The sequence below is a fragment of the Rhodococcus sp. 05-2256-B1 genome (assembly GCF_002258465.1).
Classification (GTDB): domain Bacteria; phylum Actinomycetota; class Actinomycetes; order Mycobacteriales; family Mycobacteriaceae; genus Rhodococcoides; species Rhodococcoides fascians.
Genome location: NZ_NOZA01000031.1, coordinates 148,391 through 163,588 on the forward strand (window position 1 = coordinate 148,391; position 15,198 = coordinate 163,588).

Here is a 15,198-nt window from a genome sequence, read left to right on the forward strand (position 1 = left end):
TCGGCCGGTGGCGGTATCGGTCCGAGAACTCTTCTGTAGAGGGTTACTCACCCGATGCGGTCAGGTTACTAGCTGGGCCTACCCCATCGGACACCACGTCAACCTGCTCTCGATTGTGCTCCTCGGACGCTGTCGGCGGCGCCCACTACAGTTGTGATCTGTGACTACCTGGGTTCCCGATGTCCTCGGCGACGGCTACGAACAGACGACCATCCCACTCGGAGACGATCCGGACGGCGAGGGCCAGGTCGAGGCCACTCTGGTGCGGTATCAACCGCCGGGTGTCGCCAACTTCGACCGCGCGGTGATCTATGTCCACGGATTCACCGACTACTTCTTCCAGCGACACATCGCCGAGCATTTCGCCGAGAAGGGATACGCGTTCTACGCGCTCGACCTGCGCAAGTGCGGACGATCGCGCCGTGAGGGCCAGACCGCACACTTCGTGACCGATCTGGCGATGTACGACGCCGAGCTGAACGAGGCGCTGAGCCTGGTCCGCGCCGAGCGCGCGGACGCGCCGGTGCTGCTGATGGCGCACTCCACCGGTGGCCTCGTGTTGCCGCTGTGGCTCAACCGTCTCAACCGTCAGGAGGGCGGCTCGTCCGGGTTGGGCCTGGCAGGCGTCGTCCTCAACAGCCCCTGGTTCGACCTGCAGGGCCCGCCGGCGATACGTAGCGTCGGTACCGCGGCGATCGACGTGATCGGCAGATTTCGGGCAAAGACGCCGGTCCCCGGGGGCGGCTTGGATACCTACGGCCTTTCCCTCGCGGCATCGGAGCAGGGCGAGTGGGATTACGACCTGGACTGGAAACCCCTCGCCGGCTTCCCCATCACCTTCGGCTGGATCCGTGCGGTCCGGCACGGGCATGCCGAGCTGCACCGCGGCCTCGATATCGGAATTCCGTCGTTGATCCTTCGCTCGAAGGTGACGCATTTCTCCCGCCGCTACAGCTCGGCCGTCGACGCGGCCGATGCCGTTCTCGATGTCCGGCAAATCGCCCGTTGGGCCGGCTGCCTGGGTGATCGAACCTCGATCGTCCCCATCGAGGGCGCACGCCACGACGTCTTCCTGTCCACCGAGGGCCCTCGCTCACGGGCCTTCGAGGAAATGGACGAATGGCTCGAGTGGTTGCACCGGGGAGAGAAGACCGACCACGCGTCGGGCAAGGACCACACCGAGATCGGACACATTTCATGACAGAACATTTCGACGTCGTCATCATCGGCTCGGGCTCGGGAAACTCGATCGTCGATCAGAGGTTCGACGACAAGAAGGTCGCCCTGATCGAGGAGAATGCGACGTTCGGCGGTACGTGCCTCAACGTCGGCTGCATCCCCACCAAGATGTACGTGTACGCGGCCGAGGTGGCTCGTACGGTGCGAGATTCCTCCAAGTACGGCATCGATGCGCACGTCGACACGGTCCGCTGGCCGGACATCGTCGAGCGGGTCTTCGGACGTATCGACCCCATCTCCGAGGGCGGCAAGCGATACCGCGCCGAGGGCAGCCCCAACGTCACGCTGTTCGAGGGTCACGCACGCTTCGTCGCCCCGCGCACCATCGACACCGGAACCGGTACGACCATCACGGCGGACCAGATCGTCATCGCGGCCGGCTCACGTCCCACCGTGCCGCAATCGATCGAAGATTCCGGTGTCACCTACCACACCAACAACGACGTCATGCGCCTACCGGCACTGCCCGAACACCTCGTGATCCTCGGATCCGGTTACATCGCAGCCGAATTCGCGCACGTGTTCTCCGCACTCGGATCGAAGGTATCGATCGTCGCCCGTAAGGATTCACTGCTGCGCGCGTTGGATGCCGATATCGCGAAACGATTCACCGAGCTCGCCCGGGCCAAGTGGGACGTTCACCTCGATTCCGGTGACACGCGCGGGATTTCCGAGGGCGGACTGCACGGCGTCGAACTTGCGGACGGCACCAAGGTCCTCGGAGACGCGTTCCTCGTGGCCGTCGGCCGGCAGCCCAACGGCGACCGACTGAATCTCGGTGCTGCTGGGATCGAGCTGGACGACGAGGGCCGCATCACGGTCGACGAGTTCGGCCGCACCACCGCCGAGGGCGTGTTCGCACTGGGCGACGTCTCCTCGCCGTATCAGCTCAAGCATGTGGCGAATCAGGAAGCGCGCGTGGTCCAGTACAACCTGTTGCAGGACGCCTGGCACGGCGACACGTCGGCGTTGCGAACCTACGATCACCGATTCGTTCCCGCTGCCGTGTTCACCGACCCGCAGATCGCGGAGGTGGGGATGACCGAGGAACAGGCCCGAGACGCAGGGCTCGACATCACGGTGAAGGTCCAGAACTACGGCGACGTCGCCTTCGGCTGGGCGATGGAGGACAGCGAGGGGCTGTGCAAGATCATCGCCGAGAAGGGCACCGGCAAGATACTCGGGGCCCACATCATCGGAGCTCAGGCCCCCACGCTCATCCAGCCGCTCATCCAGGCGATGAGCTTCGGGTTATCCGCCCAGGACATGGCCCGCGGTCAGTACTGGATTCATCCGGGACTGCCCGAGGTGGTCGAGAACGCGCTCCTGGGCCTCGAACTGTAGTTTTCGGTCACCAGGGGCTGGTGCGGAGCACTATCTCCGTGGCCAGCGCAGCCGGGGCGTCGGCCGCGACATGTTCGACACCGTCGAGCGCTACGACCCGGAAGTCCGAGTAGACGAAGCGGCCGCTGTTGTCGGCGGCCGGACGCATCGCGGAGTTGCCGATGACAAGCGTCGTCGGCAACTCGACTGCCGGGCATTCGGCGTCGCGCACGACTCCCCGATCGTCGGCGATTGCCGGATGGCAACGATCCACGGCGATGAGGCTGGCAAACCTCCCGAAGGTCTTGGCCGCGAGCCTCCAGGCCGTTTCTGCACCGGCCCCGCTCCCGACGAGGTGGACCCACGACAGCTTCAGCTCGTCCAGTAGGGCGAGAACAGCGTCGTCCCCCACTCCATCGATGTCTTCCACCGCAACGGTTTTGAGATCCGAGTTGTGCAACCGCTCGCTGACCGAGTCGTAGACATCGACCGAATCGCCGATCCCGGGCAACAGGAGCACGGCGTGCCGACTGTCCGGTCCTGCTACTCGTATCGAAACAGACCCGCCCGCAGCACTCACATGCGTGAACTCCATGGGGACGACGGTACTGCCTGTTGCCAGAACCACGCATCGGTTCTATGGTTAGTTACATGAGTAATGAACCAGTGAGGCATCGGACCTCACCGCAACGGTGGTGGCTCTGATGGACGAGGGCAGGCCGATCTTCCTGCAGATCGCCGAGCTCGTCGAGAACTCGATCATCGACGGCTCCCTGGCCGAGGAAGAACAGGTTCCCTCCACCAACGAGCTCGCCGCGTTCCACCGCATCAATCCGGCCACAGCGGGCAAAGGGCTCGCGAAGCTCGTCGCCGACGGCGTCGTCTACAAGAAACGAGGAATCGGGATGTTCGTCACCACAGGCGCACGGGACGCACTCCGGTTCCGTCGACGCGATCTGTTCGCCCGTCAGTACATCGACCCGCTGGTCACCGAGGCACGCAAGCTCGGAATGACCGTGGACGAACTCAAGACCATGCTCGACAACTGGGAGGCAGCGCGATGAGCATCCACGATATCGGTACGCCCGACGAACTCCGCCGCGTCGTTGCGTCGGCCACACACCTGACCAAGAAGTTCGGCTCGTTCACCGCCGTCGACGACGTGAGCTTCGAGATCGAACGCAACAAGATCTACGGCTTCCTCGGCCGCAACGGAGCAGGCAAGACCACCGTCATGCAGATGATGACCGCCCAGATGCGCGAAAGTGATGGTGAGATCTCGGTATTCGGCGAACGCCCGTGGGAGAACCCGCGCGCTCTGAGTCACGTGTGCTTCGTCAAGGAAAGCCAGAAGTATCCCGACGATTTGAAGGTCAAGAACGCCATTGCGCAGGCCTCCCACATTCTTCCGCACTGGGACAACGACTTCGCCGCCGAATTGCTGCGCGATTTCGACCTCCCGTTGGGTCGCAAGATCAAGAAGCTCTCTCGCGGAATGACGTCGGCACTCGGAATCGTCATCGGTCTCGCGTCCCGAGCGCCACTCACCTTCTTCGACGAGCCCTACCTGGGGCTGGACGCAGTCTCACGACACATGTTCTACGACCGGCTGCTGGCCGACTACGCGGAGAACCCCCGAACGGTCGTTCTGTCGACACACCTCATAGACGAGGTCAGCAATCTGATCGAGCACGTGATTCTCATCGACAAGGGAAGAATTCTGCTCGACGCCGAGTCGGACGATCTGCGCGAGAGAGCATTCGAGATCACCGGTCCGACCGAGGCCGTCGACCGGTTCGCTGCAGAGCATCGAATCTTGCACAGAACTGCCCTCGGCTCGACAGCCCGAGCGACGATCGACGGGCGACTGAACGATCACCAGCAATCCCTCGGCGTGGCGTCCGGTCTCAGCATCGAACCGATTCCGTTGCAGCAGTTGATCATCGATCGAACCACTGCCCATTCCGGCTCTATCCACGAGTCGACCACCGCCGAGGAGGCCTTGTCATGAAGCGCATATTGAACGTAGCTCGGGTCCACAACACCTCGTGGGCAACCACATTCGCGTGGCCCCTGGGAATTCTCGTCGCAGTGTTCGTGATCACCTACGGCATCTTCTCGGTCGTTCCGGAAAGCGATTCGGATTTCAGCTTCAGCGGCGGCGTGTTCTCGGTCTATGGGTTCGCTATTGCCTTCTACGTCACGGCTATCACCCAGTGCTTCCCGTACGCCCTGAGCCTGAGCATCACACGTCGCGAATTCCTCACTGCGACAGCACTGGTGGGGGTAGCACAATCGGTCGCCCTCGGCACGATCGTCTACCTGTTGTCGGTCGTCGAAGCCGCGACCGGCGGCTTCGGGCTGAAGATCCGCATGTTCGGTCTGGCCCGCTACGCCACCGACAACCCGCTCCTACAGTGGCTGACTCTGGTGATCGGGCTACTGCTGATCGGGTCCATCGGGGCGTTCGTCGGAGTCGTCTACCGGCGCTTCCGCACGAACGGTCTGTTCACGCTCGGACTCGCCGGCCTCGTCGTCTTCGGAGGCGGCGCGATCGTGATCACGTGGCAAAACTGGTGGCCCGACGTCGGGACTTTCTTCACCGACACCCCACGCGTGCTTCTGCTGGTGGTCGTTCCGCTCGTGATCACCGGGATCTTCTCGACCGTCAGTTGGATGGGCTTGCTCAAAGCATCTGCGTAACGATCTTTTTCGTCGAGCCGTCGACGCCGTTCTCTATCAGATCGAGAACGGCGTCGATATCGATGTTGCTGTCCACCAGATCCGCCAGCAGATCCAACTGCTGTTCTCGAAGGGCCGCAACCGACGTGTCGGACGCAACCTCGAATCCTGCGCGACCCGCCTTCTCTGCCACCCAGGCGAGAAAGGATCGACGGAAATCATCGGATTCGAGGAGTCCGTGCCAGTGAGTTCCCACGACAGCGCCACGCACACTGCCCTCGCCGACGCCCCCCGCGGTCGTCAGCAGCGCATCGTCGTCGTTCCGGACCACTCGTCCATGGTGAATTTCGTACCCCCGCACGGGATCCGAGCCGAATACGACGGAACGACCACTCGCCTGCACGAGTACCTTCTCGGCCGCGAATTCGATGTCGAGATCGAGCAATCCCAGTCCCTCGACCGTTCCGACGCCCGACTCCACGGAATCAGAGATGGTTCGGCCCAACATCTGGTAACCGCCGCAGATGCCGAGAACCGGCATCCCCGCAGCGGCGCGCTCGGAAAGGGCACGAGCAAGACCGGTGCGCCGCAACCATTCCAGATCCGACACCGTGGACTTGCTGCCGGGGACGACCACCAAATCCGCATCCTCGAGCCGAGAAGGCTCGGTGACCCAGTGCACCGACACTCCAGGCTCGCACGCCACCGCCTCGACATCGGTCGTGTTGGAGATCCTCGGCAATCGCACCGCCGCCACCCGCAGCCACTGCGAGCCGAGCGGAGGACGGGGCCTGCCCACGGGCGCATCGGGAACGGTGCCGAGCGAATCCTCCGCGTCCATCCACAACCCGTCGGCGAACGGAACGACTCCGTACGTCGGCCGCCCGGTCAACGCCCGCAACTGGTCGAGCCCCGGTGCCAACAGAGCCGGATCACCCCGAAACTTGTTGATCACGAACCCTGCCACGAGAGCCTGATCCTCGGGTGACAACACCGCCACCGTCCCGAACAGGTGTGCCAGCACTCCCCCGCGGTCGATGTCGCCCACCACGATCACCGGCAGCGACGCCGCCCTCGCCAACCCCATGTTGGCCAGATCGGTGGCGCGTAGATTGATCTCGGCCGGTGAACCGGCACCCTCGCAGATCACCACGTCGAATTCGGCACGTAGCGAGGACAACTCGTCGGCGACCACATGCCGGAGCGCCTGCCGATGCTCGATGTAGTTGCTCGCACTCACCTGGGCCACCGCACGCCCGCGCACCACCAACTGCGACGTCCGATCACTGCCGGGCTTGAGCAACACCGGATTGAACCGCACGCTGGGCTCGAGGCCACAGGCAGCCGCCTGCATGGCCTGAGCCCGGCCGATCTCGCCGCCGTCCAACGTGACGACCGAGTTGTTCGACATGTTCTGCGCCTTGAACGGGGCCACCCGAACACCCCGCCGCGCCAGCATCCGGCACAGGCCGGCGACCAATACACTCTTGCCTGCATCGGAGGTAGTGCCGGCAACCAACAGAGCGCCTTTCACGGCAGCATCAGATTTCTATTCACTCCGCAGGCTCCGCTCACGGCAGTGTCAGGATCTCGCAACCCGTCTCGGTCACCACGAGCGTGTGCTCGAACTGTGCGGTCCACTTCTTGTCGTGCGTGACCACCGTCCAACCGTCGTCCCACATCTCGGCGTTGATCGTGCCCAGGTTGATCATCGGTTCGATGGTGAACGTCATGCCCGGCTCGATGATGGTCTCCACGGACGGCTGGTCGTAGTGCAGCACGACGAGGCCGTTGTGGAACGTCGTGCCGATGCCGTGGCCGGTGAAGTCCTCCACCACGCCGTAGCCGAACCGGTGCGCATAGGACTCGATCACTCGCCCGACCACGTTCAGGGCGCGCCCCGGCTTGACCGCCTTGATGGCACGCATCGTCGCTTCGTGGGTCCGCTCGACGAGCAGGCGCGCCTCCTCGGACACGTCACCCGCCAGGAACGTCGCGTTGGTGTCGCCGTGCACACCGTCGATGTACGCGGTGACGTCGATGTTGACGATGTCCCCGTCCTCGATCACCGTCGAATCGGGGATGCCGTGGCAGATGACCTCGTTCAGCGAGGTGCAGCACGATTTCGGAAAACCCTTGTAGCCCAACGTGGACGGGTAAGCACCGTGGTCGACCATGTACTCGTGTGCAATACGGTCGAGCTCATCGGTGGTCACTCCCGGTGCCACGGCCCGGCCCGCTTCCTGCAGAGCGCGAGCCGCGATCTTCGACGCCACGCGCATCTTGTCGATGACCTCGGGGGTCTGCACCCACGGCTCGCTGCCTTCGTTCACGGTCGACTTCCACGCGTATTCGGGTCGCTCGATCGACTTCGGCACGGAGAGGACGGGCGAGACGACGCCTGGCACGAGTGGCTGACGGGGCTTGCTCTCGGCGGTGACAGACATGCCGTCCAGAGTAGTCGCCGCATCCGTGTCCAGAAGAACCAGCGCTGCTGGTCGAGGCCACCGAATCCGCAACCGCGCGACGGGATATGATCTGGGTCACGTTCGCCGTCGACGTACCCGAACCGAGGAAGGAAGCGTCGTGGTCCATTCCAGTCTGTTGCGCCCCCGGGACGGCGATGCCCTTCGCGCCGAACTACGCCAGGTCGCCGCGACGTCCGCCGTGCCCGTCGTGTTCGGCGGGGAAGTGTCCTCGGAAACGCTGCACCTGAGCGAATTTCACGGCACCCGCACGCGTGGGCTGGACGGGCTCGCCATCCCGCCCAGGTCCGGTCTCGGTGGCCGGGTCATGGACCAACGTCGGCCCGCGGCCGTCAGTGATTACGGCGCGTCGATGTCGATCACCCACCACTTCGACCGGCCGGTCCTCGGCGAGGGCCTCAAGTCGATCCTGGCGGTGCCGGTTGTCGTCGCCGGAGCAGCCCGCATGGTGATGTACGCGGCGGTGCGAGAACGCGGCCCCCTCGGTGATCGAGTCGGCGACATCATGACCGCCGCAGCCCGGCGCCTCGGTCAGGAGATCGCCATCCGCGACGAGGTCGACCGCAGGGTGCGCCTCATGGAGAGTGCGCGGGCCACGTCGGACGGGCACCTCTCGCGGACGGTCGAGTTGCGCGGTGTGCACGACGAGCTCGCCGAGCTCGCTCGGTCGATCGGAGACGCGGCGGTCAAACACAGACTGGACGCGGTCACCGCGCGACTGGCAGCAACGCTCGGTCGGACGGCGAACCAGGACAGCGACTCCGGCGACTCGCAGGCATTGACGCCACGCGAGATCGACGTCATCTCGCAGGTCGCGCTCGGTTGCACCAACGTCGAAGTCGCGGCACGGCTGTCGATCGGTGCCGAGACGGTCAAGTCCTATCTCCGCAGCGTGATGCGAAAAACCGACTCGCACACTCGATACGAAGCGGTTCTTGCGTGTCGTCGACTCGGGCTGCTGTCGGGCTGAACCCGGCCCACCGGCGCAGCGCTCAGTACCCCGGCGGAAGCTGCTCGAACATCTCTCGGGTGACGGCGACCGCATTGTCCGAGCTGCCGCCGCGTACCACCAAGGTCGCGAAGGCGATGTCGCCTCGGTAACCGACGAACCACGAGTGCGATCCGCCCTCGACCTCTGCTTCTCCGGTCTTGCCGTACACCTCGCCCTGGTCGGCGATCCGTTCTGCGGTGCCGCTGGTGACCACCGAGCGCATCATGCCGCGTAACCCGTCGACCATGGCAGGTTCTATCGGTGGATGATCGCCGGTGATGGCGGTTTCCCGTCCGACCAGAAGATTTGGAACCGGTGTGGAGCCGTGGGCAACCGTCGCGGCGGCCAGTGCCATCCCGAAGGTCGAGACGACCACCTTGCCCTGGCCGAATCCGTCCTCGGTGCGCTGGACGAGTTCGTCCGCGGGCGGGACCGAACCGGAGTCGGTCGGCAACCCCACGACGTCGTAGTCCGGACCGACGCCGAACTGGGACGCGGCCACGGTCAACGCGTCGGGCGACATCTCGCTCGCCAGCTTCGCGAAGGAGGTGTTGCACGATCGGGTGAACGCGGTGCTCATGGTCACGTCACCGAGAGCGAACTCGTTGTAGTTGGGGACGCTTCGTTCGCCGATCTCGATACGACCGGGGCACGGAACGGTGCTCCCCGGGGTCGCGAGTCCGCTGGAGATCGCCGCCCCGGCGGTGATGATCTTGAACGTCGAACCCGGTGGGTAGAGACCGGCCGACGCGACCGGTCCGTCCCGATCGGCGGCCGGATTCTGCGCCACAGCGAGGATGGCCCCGGTGGACGGCTGAATGACCACCGTCATGGCCTGCTCGGCCCTGGCGTTCACTGCTCGTTGGGCCGCGACCTGAATATTCCGATCGAGGCTGATCGAGAAGGACGGTGCCGGCTCGGGCGGGGTGTCGGTGAGGACGTCGATGTCGACGCCGTTGCGGTTGCTGGTCACCACGCTCCAGCCGGCCTTGCCGTCGACGTCGTCGATGACGGCCTTCTTCACCTGGCCCACCAGGTCCGGCGCGAAGGTGGGGTCGGTGGACACGAGATCCGATTCGTCGGACGCCGTGACACCGGGGATCTCGGTCAGCGCCGCCGAGATGGGTTCGAAGTCGCTGTCTCGCAGCAGCGCCACCGGGTAGTCGCCGTCGACGGAAGTCGCCGACTCCACGATCGACTGGGCCGTGATCGACGCGTCGAACGGTGTCAGCAGTGTCGACAACGCCGTCGCCGAGGCCACGACGTTGTTCGCGGCCGACGCGTCGAACTTGATTCGATGTACGACCCCGGGCACCAGGACGTCGGTGCCGGAGCGCTCGTTGACCCGAGCGCGTGGTGCAGCCGTCGAGCGCAAGGCCATGGTCTGCGTGTCACCGAGCTTCGGGTGGATGTCCGAGGCGGTCCACCGCACCACCCACTCTCCCGCACTCCGACCCATGTTCAGTTGGCCGTCGTACGTCCACACCCGATCCTTGGGCAGCTGCCAACGGTAGGTGTAGCCGACCGTGGCGGTGTCGCCGTCGACTCGAACCGACGTCGTCTCGGCGTCGAGGGCCTCTGCTTGCAGATTGGTCCACGCCTCGCGCAGCGCAGTGGCTGCGGCGTCCGGCTTGTCGGTATCGGCGGCGGCCGTGGGGATGTCGTTGGCCTCGAAGGCCGCGAGGAATGCCTGAGCTGCGGGCTCCGGACCGTCGGGCTTGGGTGTACACCCAGTGAGGCAGGCACCGACGACGGCACCGATCACGGTCACCACGCCCAGCCGTCCGCGCATCCAGGTCGCATCACGTGATCTCATTGCGCCCCATCGTAATACGGCCGGTGCGTCGACCACGGCAACGAATCGCGTTTCGGGACAGGCCGATCGAGCGACCGTTCTCAGTCCAGCAGCACCGTGGTGAACGTCGCCACTTGCGTCAGACCGATTTTCGCGTAGGCCCGGCGCGCGACGTAGTTGAAGCTGTTGACGTACAGGCTCGCAGTACGCCCCTGGCGGACGACCGAGTTCACCACGGTCGCCGTTCCGGATGCACCCAGGCCGTGCCCGCGTCGGTCCGGGTGCACCCATACTCCCTGGATTTGCCCGACCGTCCCGGACTGCGAGCCGATCTCGGCCTTGAACACCACGCGACCGTCCTCGAATCTGGCCCAGGCACGTTGCGCTGCAATGAGACTGGCGATCCGACGCCGGTATCCCCTACCGCCGTCGTTCAGTCGCGGGTCGACGCCGACCTCTTCGATGAACATGGCAACGGCCGCGGTCAGATACACGTCCAGCTCGTCGGGTCGAACGAGCCGAACGAGAGGATCAGGCGAGATGGACGACGGTACCGACGTGGCCAACAACGGTTGCTCACCGCGTACCTCTCGCGCCGGACCCCAATCCGTCTCGAGCATTTCCCACAACGGAAGCGTCAACTCCGCTCTGCCGACCAACGACGAGCACAGACGCGGCCCGCGGCACGCGCGGTCCGCGAAGGAACGAAGATCGTCGCTGGAACCGAGCAACGGAACCAGATTCGCACCGTAGAAGCACAGCGACTCGTCCGGACCGCCCCTGCTCCACATCTCGCCGTGGAACGACCTCGGATCGAGGCCGGATTCCTGCACGCGCGCGGCAACCATGCAGGTTGCAACGGGGTCGGCGTCGAGCACCCGGAGCACGTGCGCGACGTCCCGATTACCGAGAGGCTTCGCGCCGAGGAGCTTGAGCACCTACCGACCTCCTGACCCACCTACCGCGTACGCACCGATTCTGAAGCGAATCATTCCAGACAATGTGTTCCCCCGGTGGCAGAGCGGCAAACCGGACGCCGAACAGGTGTACCCGCTCAGCTGACGGTGACCACCGGCGCGCCACCGCTGGCGATCTCGTCCTTCTCGAACTCCTCGGCGATGCGCATCGCTTCCTCGATCAACGTCTCCACGATCTGCGCTTCGGGGACCGTCTTGATGACCTTGCCCTTGACGAAGATCTGGCCCTTGCCGTTGCCCGACGCGACACCGAGGTCAGCGTCGCGGGCCTCGCCCGGCCCGTTCACGACGCAGCCCATGACCGCGACGCGTAGCGGGATCTCCATTCCTTCGAGTCCCGCAGTCACCTCGTCGGCGAGGGTGTAGACATCGACCTGTGCCCGCCCACACGAGGGGCAGGACACGATCTCGAGTTTGCGCGGGCGCAGATTGAACGATTGCAGGATCTGGTTTCCCACCTTGATCTCCTCCGCCGGCGGTGCCGACAGGGAAACTCGGATGGTGTCGCCGATGCCCTTGGACAGCAGGGCCCCGAATGCCACAGCGGACTTGATGGTCCCCTGGAAAGCCGGTCCCGCTTCGGTGACACCGAGGTGCAGTGGGTAGTCGCACTGTGCCGCCAACTGCTCGTACGCAGCGACCATGATGACGGGGTCGTTGTGCTTGACCGAGATCTTGATGTTGCCGAAACCGTGCTCCTCGAACAGGCCTGCTTCCCACAGCGCGGATTCGACGAGCGCCTCGGGTGTCGCCTTGCCGTACTTCTTCATCAGCCGCGGGTCGAGAGAACCGGCGTTCACACCGATGCGGATCGGAATGTTCGCGTCACCGGCCGCCTTGGCGACCTCCTTGACGCGGCCGTCGAACTCCTTGATGTTGCCCGGGTTGACGCGCACCGCTGCACACCCGGCGTCGATGGCCGCGAAGATGTACTTCGGTTGGAAGTGGATGTCGGCGATCACCGGAATCTGGCTCTTCTTCGCGATGATCGACAGCGCGTCGGCGTCGTCCTGTGTGGGGCACGCAACACGAACGATGTCGCAACCCGACGCCGTCAGCTCTGCAATCTGCTGCAGGGTGGCGTTGATGTCGTGGGTCTTGGTGGTGCACATCGATTGCACCGAGATGGGGCTCTCGCTTCCGACACCCACCGACCCGACCTGAAGCTGCCTGGTCTTTCGACGTGGCGCGAGTACGGGCACCGGCGGTGCGGGCATTCCCAATCCGACTGACACGGACACAGTGGCCTTCTTTCCTAGCTACGACTGTCGAGTCTACTTAGAACAATTGAATGGGGTTGACGATGTCCGCCGTGAGCGTCAACAAGGAGAACCCGATGAAAACGATGATGACCACGTAGGTGACGGGCATGAGCTTCATGTAGTCCACCGGCGCCCCGTCGGGCAGGCCGCGACGGTTGCGGAAAATGTTGCGGATGCGCTCGTAAATCGTCACGGCGATGTGGCCACCATCGAGCGGCAACAGCGGCACGATGTTGAACACACCGAGGAAGAAGTTGAGTGACGCCAGCAGCCCGACGAACGTCTGCCAGTTGTCGTTTTCCACGGCCTGGCCACCGATGACGCTGGCTCCGACGACACTCATCGGAGTGTCCAGCCCTCGTTCACCACCGAAGATCGAATCCCACAGCGCCTCCACCTTGCTCGGCAACTGCACCAACGCTTTCCCGGTCTGCACGAAGATCTCCCCGGTGAAAACAAAGGTCTCGGGCACCGCTTCGATCGGGTTGTATCGAATGTTCGGCGGTGGACCGCCGGTGACGCCGATCGCTCCCACGGTTGTCGAGTTCTTCGCTTTGGTCTCAGGATCGACGACGTAGCGCTGAACCTGAAGGATCGGAACGCTCAGAGTCTTCGAAGCACCGTCGCGATCGACTGTCAGATCGGCCGACCCGGTGGAATCCCGAATGGCGAGAACGACGTCGGACCAGGCCTCTGTCGGCTGACCGTTCACCGCAGTGATGATGTCGCCCGTGCGCAGTCCAGCTTCGGCAGCCGGACCGTCTCCCGAACACGGCGCAAGTTCACCGTCCTCGGTCTGGGACGTGCTGACACAACCGATGCCCTGGACCGTCGTTGTCGGCGTCACCCGATCCGGCGTGCCCCAGCCGAGCACCAACACGTAGACCAGAACGATTCCCAGCACGAAGTTCATCGCGATGCCGCCGACCATGACGACGATGCGCTTCCACGTCTTCTGGCGGTACATTGCGCGCTCGACCTCGTCGGGCGCGAGCTCGTCGATGGCGGTCATGCCGGCGATGTCGCAGAACCCGCCTGCCGGAATGGCTTTGAGTCCGTACTCGGTCTCCCCGCGACGGAAGGAGAAGATCTTCGGGCCGAACCCGATGTAGTAGCGGCGAACCTTCATGCCGAGCGCTTTCGCGGTCCACATGTGTCCAGCCTCGTGCAGCGCGATCGACACACCGATTCCCACGGCGAACAGCACGACACCCAGAGCGAACACCATGTGTCAGAGGCCTTTCGGTTTCAGTAGGTCACGGGCGTGGGCCCGGGCCCAGGAGTCCGCTGCGAGTACGTCGTCGACGTCCCTCGGAGCCGTCGACCAGTCCTGCCCGCCGTCGCCCAGTACCGCGCGCACCGTCTCGACGATCTGCGGAAATTCGATTCTGTCGGCCAGGAACGCTTCTGCCGCGATTTCGTTGGACGCGTTGTACACCGCAGTCATGCACCCACCCATGATCCCGGCCTCACGCGCCAGCTGCACCGCCGGAAACACTCGGTCGTCGAGTGGTTCGAAGTCCCAGGAGAATGCGGTCGTGAAGTCGAGTGCACGGGCGACGTCGGGCACTCGATCGGGCCAGCCGAGGGCCAGCCCGATCGGCAACTTCATGTCCGGTGGACTGGCCTGAGCGATGGTCGAACCGTCGACGAACGTCACCATCGAGTGCACGATGGACTGCCGGTGCACGGTGACATCGATTTTCTCGTAGGGCACACCGAACAGCAGGTGCGCCTCGATCAGTTCCAGACCTTTGTTGACCAGCGTCGCCGAGTTCAACGTGTTCATCGGCCCCATCGACCAGGTGGGATGCGCGGCGGCCTGCTCCGGCGTGACCGACTTCAGTTCGCTCTCGCTCCACCCTCGAAAGGGACCTCCCGATGCGGTGAGAACCAGTCGATCCACTTCGCCGCGCGTACCGCTGCGCAGGCACTGGGCGAGCGCGGAGTGCTCGGAGTCGACCGGCACGATCTGACCGGGGGCTGCGGCGGCGAGAACCAGCTCGCCTCCGGCGACCAGGGATTCCTTGTTGGCCAGCGCCAGGCGCGCACCGCTGTTCAGCGCGGCCAGGGTCGGTTCGAGGCCGAGAGAACCCACGAGGGCATTGAGCACGACGTCCGCCGGGGTCGACTCGACCAGCTCGGTCACTGCTCGCGGACCACTCAGCACTCCGGGGAAATCGAGCTCGGCGGCGGCCTCGGGCTGGGCGACGGCTACCCGTCGGACACCGGTCTCCGCGATCTGGCGACGGAGCAGTTCGATGTTTCCACCGCCCGCAGCCAGCCCGACCACGACGAAGCGGTCCGGGTTGGCGGCGATGACGTCGAGCGCTTGGGTTCCGATCGACCCGGTACTTCCCAGCAACAGCACACGTATCGGCTCGGGGCGATCCGAGTTGGTCGTTCGCTCACGATGGTCTGGCACCGGTCCATTGTTGCCTAC

General features: G+C 64.6%; 14 protein-coding genes. 6 read left to right on the forward strand and 8 right to left on the reverse strand.

All coding sequences use genetic code 11. From position 1 onward, the window contains the following. The first annotated feature begins 160 nt into the window (after positions 1 to 160). On the forward strand, positions 161 to 1,201 hold the full coding sequence (locus CH285_RS20670) for an alpha/beta hydrolase (protein ID WP_027496725.1): 1,041 nt from the start codon (positions 161 to 163) through the stop codon (positions 1,199 to 1,201). Further along, entirely contained in the window at positions 1,198 to 2,583 is a 1,386-nt protein-coding gene (mtr, locus tag CH285_RS20675; protein ID WP_032387235.1) for a mycothione reductase, read from the forward strand. The genes CH285_RS20670 and mtr overlap by 4 nt, the downstream gene beginning before the upstream one ends. A gap of 7 nt (positions 2,584 to 2,590) precedes the next feature. Here the strand turns inward: mtr and CH285_RS20680 are convergent, their stop codons facing one another. Beyond that, positions 2,591 to 3,157 carry an alpha/beta fold hydrolase gene (locus tag CH285_RS20680; RefSeq protein WP_094622518.1) on the reverse strand — a complete coding sequence of 189 codons (567 nt, stop codon included), beginning with the start codon at positions 3,155 to 3,157 and terminating at the stop codon, positions 2,591 to 2,593. Between the two features lie 106 nt (positions 3,158 to 3,263). On the opposite strand from CH285_RS20680, the gene CH285_RS20685 reads away from it, so the two are divergent. Genes CH285_RS20685 through CH285_RS20695 form a run of 3 tightly spaced genes read left to right on the forward strand, consistent with a single transcriptional unit; the run spans position 3,264 to position 5,265 of the window. Further along, entirely contained in the window at positions 3,264 to 3,626 is a 363-nt protein-coding gene (locus CH285_RS20685; protein WP_027496722.1) for a GntR family transcriptional regulator, read from the forward strand. Next, positions 3,623 to 4,573, forward strand: coding sequence for an ABC transporter ATP-binding protein (locus CH285_RS20690; protein WP_032390104.1), 951 nt, complete (start codon positions 3,623 to 3,625; stop codon positions 4,571 to 4,573). Before CH285_RS20685 ends, CH285_RS20690 begins: the two co-directional genes overlap by 4 nt. Then, positions 4,570 to 5,265 carry a hypothetical protein gene (locus CH285_RS20695; protein WP_027496720.1) on the forward strand — a complete coding sequence of 232 codons (696 nt, stop codon included), beginning with the start codon at positions 4,570 to 4,572 and terminating at the stop codon, positions 5,263 to 5,265. The genes CH285_RS20690 and CH285_RS20695 overlap by 4 nt, the downstream gene beginning before the upstream one ends. Here CH285_RS20695 and CH285_RS20700 read toward each other — a convergent pair. Together CH285_RS20700 and map are read right to left on the reverse strand one after the other, a co-directional pair. Beyond that, positions 5,249 to 6,778, reverse strand: coding sequence for a cobyric acid synthase (locus CH285_RS20700; protein ID WP_094643008.1), 1,530 nt, complete (start codon positions 6,776 to 6,778; stop codon positions 5,249 to 5,251). The two genes, CH285_RS20695 and CH285_RS20700, sit on opposite strands and share 17 nt — an antisense overlap. Positions 6,779 to 6,815: 37 nt before the next feature. Continuing rightward, positions 6,816 to 7,691, reverse strand: coding sequence for a type I methionyl aminopeptidase (map, locus tag CH285_RS20705; protein ID WP_052057254.1), 876 nt, complete (start codon positions 7,689 to 7,691; stop codon positions 6,816 to 6,818). A gap of 139 nt (positions 7,692 to 7,830) precedes the next feature. On the opposite strand from map, the gene CH285_RS20710 reads away from it, so the two are divergent. Then, complete coding sequence (locus CH285_RS20710; RefSeq protein WP_032390102.1) at positions 7,831 to 8,700, forward strand: helix-turn-helix transcriptional regulator; 870 nt, start codon at positions 7,831 to 7,833, stop codon at positions 8,698 to 8,700. A gap of 22 nt (positions 8,701 to 8,722) precedes the next feature. Here the strand turns inward: CH285_RS20710 and CH285_RS20715 are convergent, their stop codons facing one another. From CH285_RS20715 to dxr, 5 genes are all read right to left on the reverse strand, one after another. Further along, positions 8,723 to 10,513: a penicillin-binding transpeptidase domain-containing protein gene (locus tag CH285_RS20715; RefSeq protein ID WP_094643009.1), complete on the reverse strand. Its 1,791-nt coding sequence runs from the start codon at positions 10,511 to 10,513 to the stop codon at positions 8,723 to 8,725. Between the two features lie 104 nt (positions 10,514 to 10,617). Continuing rightward, complete coding sequence (locus CH285_RS20720; protein WP_032366413.1) at positions 10,618 to 11,454, reverse strand: GNAT family N-acetyltransferase; 837 nt, start codon at positions 11,452 to 11,454, stop codon at positions 10,618 to 10,620. 116 nt (positions 11,455 to 11,570) lie between these two features. After that, positions 11,571 to 12,710, reverse strand: coding sequence for a flavodoxin-dependent (E)-4-hydroxy-3-methylbut-2-enyl-diphosphate synthase (gene ispG / locus CH285_RS20725; protein WP_032370959.1), 1,140 nt, complete (start codon positions 12,708 to 12,710; stop codon positions 11,571 to 11,573). Between the two features lie 61 nt (positions 12,711 to 12,771). Beyond that, the gene (locus tag CH285_RS20730; protein ID WP_094643010.1) at positions 12,772 to 13,983 is read right to left on the reverse strand and encodes a M50 family metallopeptidase; all 1,212 of its coding nucleotides are present in this window, start codon (positions 13,981 to 13,983) and stop codon (positions 12,772 to 12,774) included. Between the two features lie 3 nt (positions 13,984 to 13,986). Further along, positions 13,987 to 15,180, reverse strand: a complete 1,194-nt coding sequence (dxr, locus tag CH285_RS20735; protein WP_441347015.1) for a 1-deoxy-D-xylulose-5-phosphate reductoisomerase — start codon at positions 15,178 to 15,180, stop codon at positions 13,987 to 13,989. Positions 15,181 to 15,198: the final 18 nt, after the last annotated feature.

Coding starts and splice junctions, on each gene's coding strand:
- mtr (WP_032387235.1), top strand. CDS start 1,198: ATGACAGAACATTTCGACGTCGTCATCATCGGCTCGGGCTCGGGAAAC.
- CH285_RS20680 (WP_094622518.1), bottom strand. CDS start 3,157: ATGGAGTTCACGCATGTGAGTGCTGCGGGCGGGTCTGTTTCGATACGA.
- CH285_RS20690 (WP_032390104.1), top strand. CDS start 3,623: ATGAGCATCCACGATATCGGTACGCCCGACGAACTCCGCCGCGTCGTT.
- CH285_RS20695 (WP_027496720.1), top strand. CDS start 4,570: ATGAAGCGCATATTGAACGTAGCTCGGGTCCACAACACCTCGTGGGCA.
- map (WP_052057254.1), bottom strand. CDS start 7,691: ATGTCTGTCACCGCCGAGAGCAAGCCCCGTCAGCCACTCGTGCCAGGC.
- CH285_RS20715 (WP_094643009.1), bottom strand. CDS start 10,513: ATGCGCGGACGGCTGGGCGTGGTGACCGTGATCGGTGCCGTCGTCGGT.
- ispG (WP_032370959.1), bottom strand. CDS start 12,710: ATGCCCGCACCGCCGGTGCCCGTACTCGCGCCACGTCGAAAGACCAGG.
- CH285_RS20730 (WP_094643010.1), bottom strand. CDS start 13,983: ATGGTGTTCGCTCTGGGTGTCGTGCTGTTCGCCGTGGGAATCGGTGTG.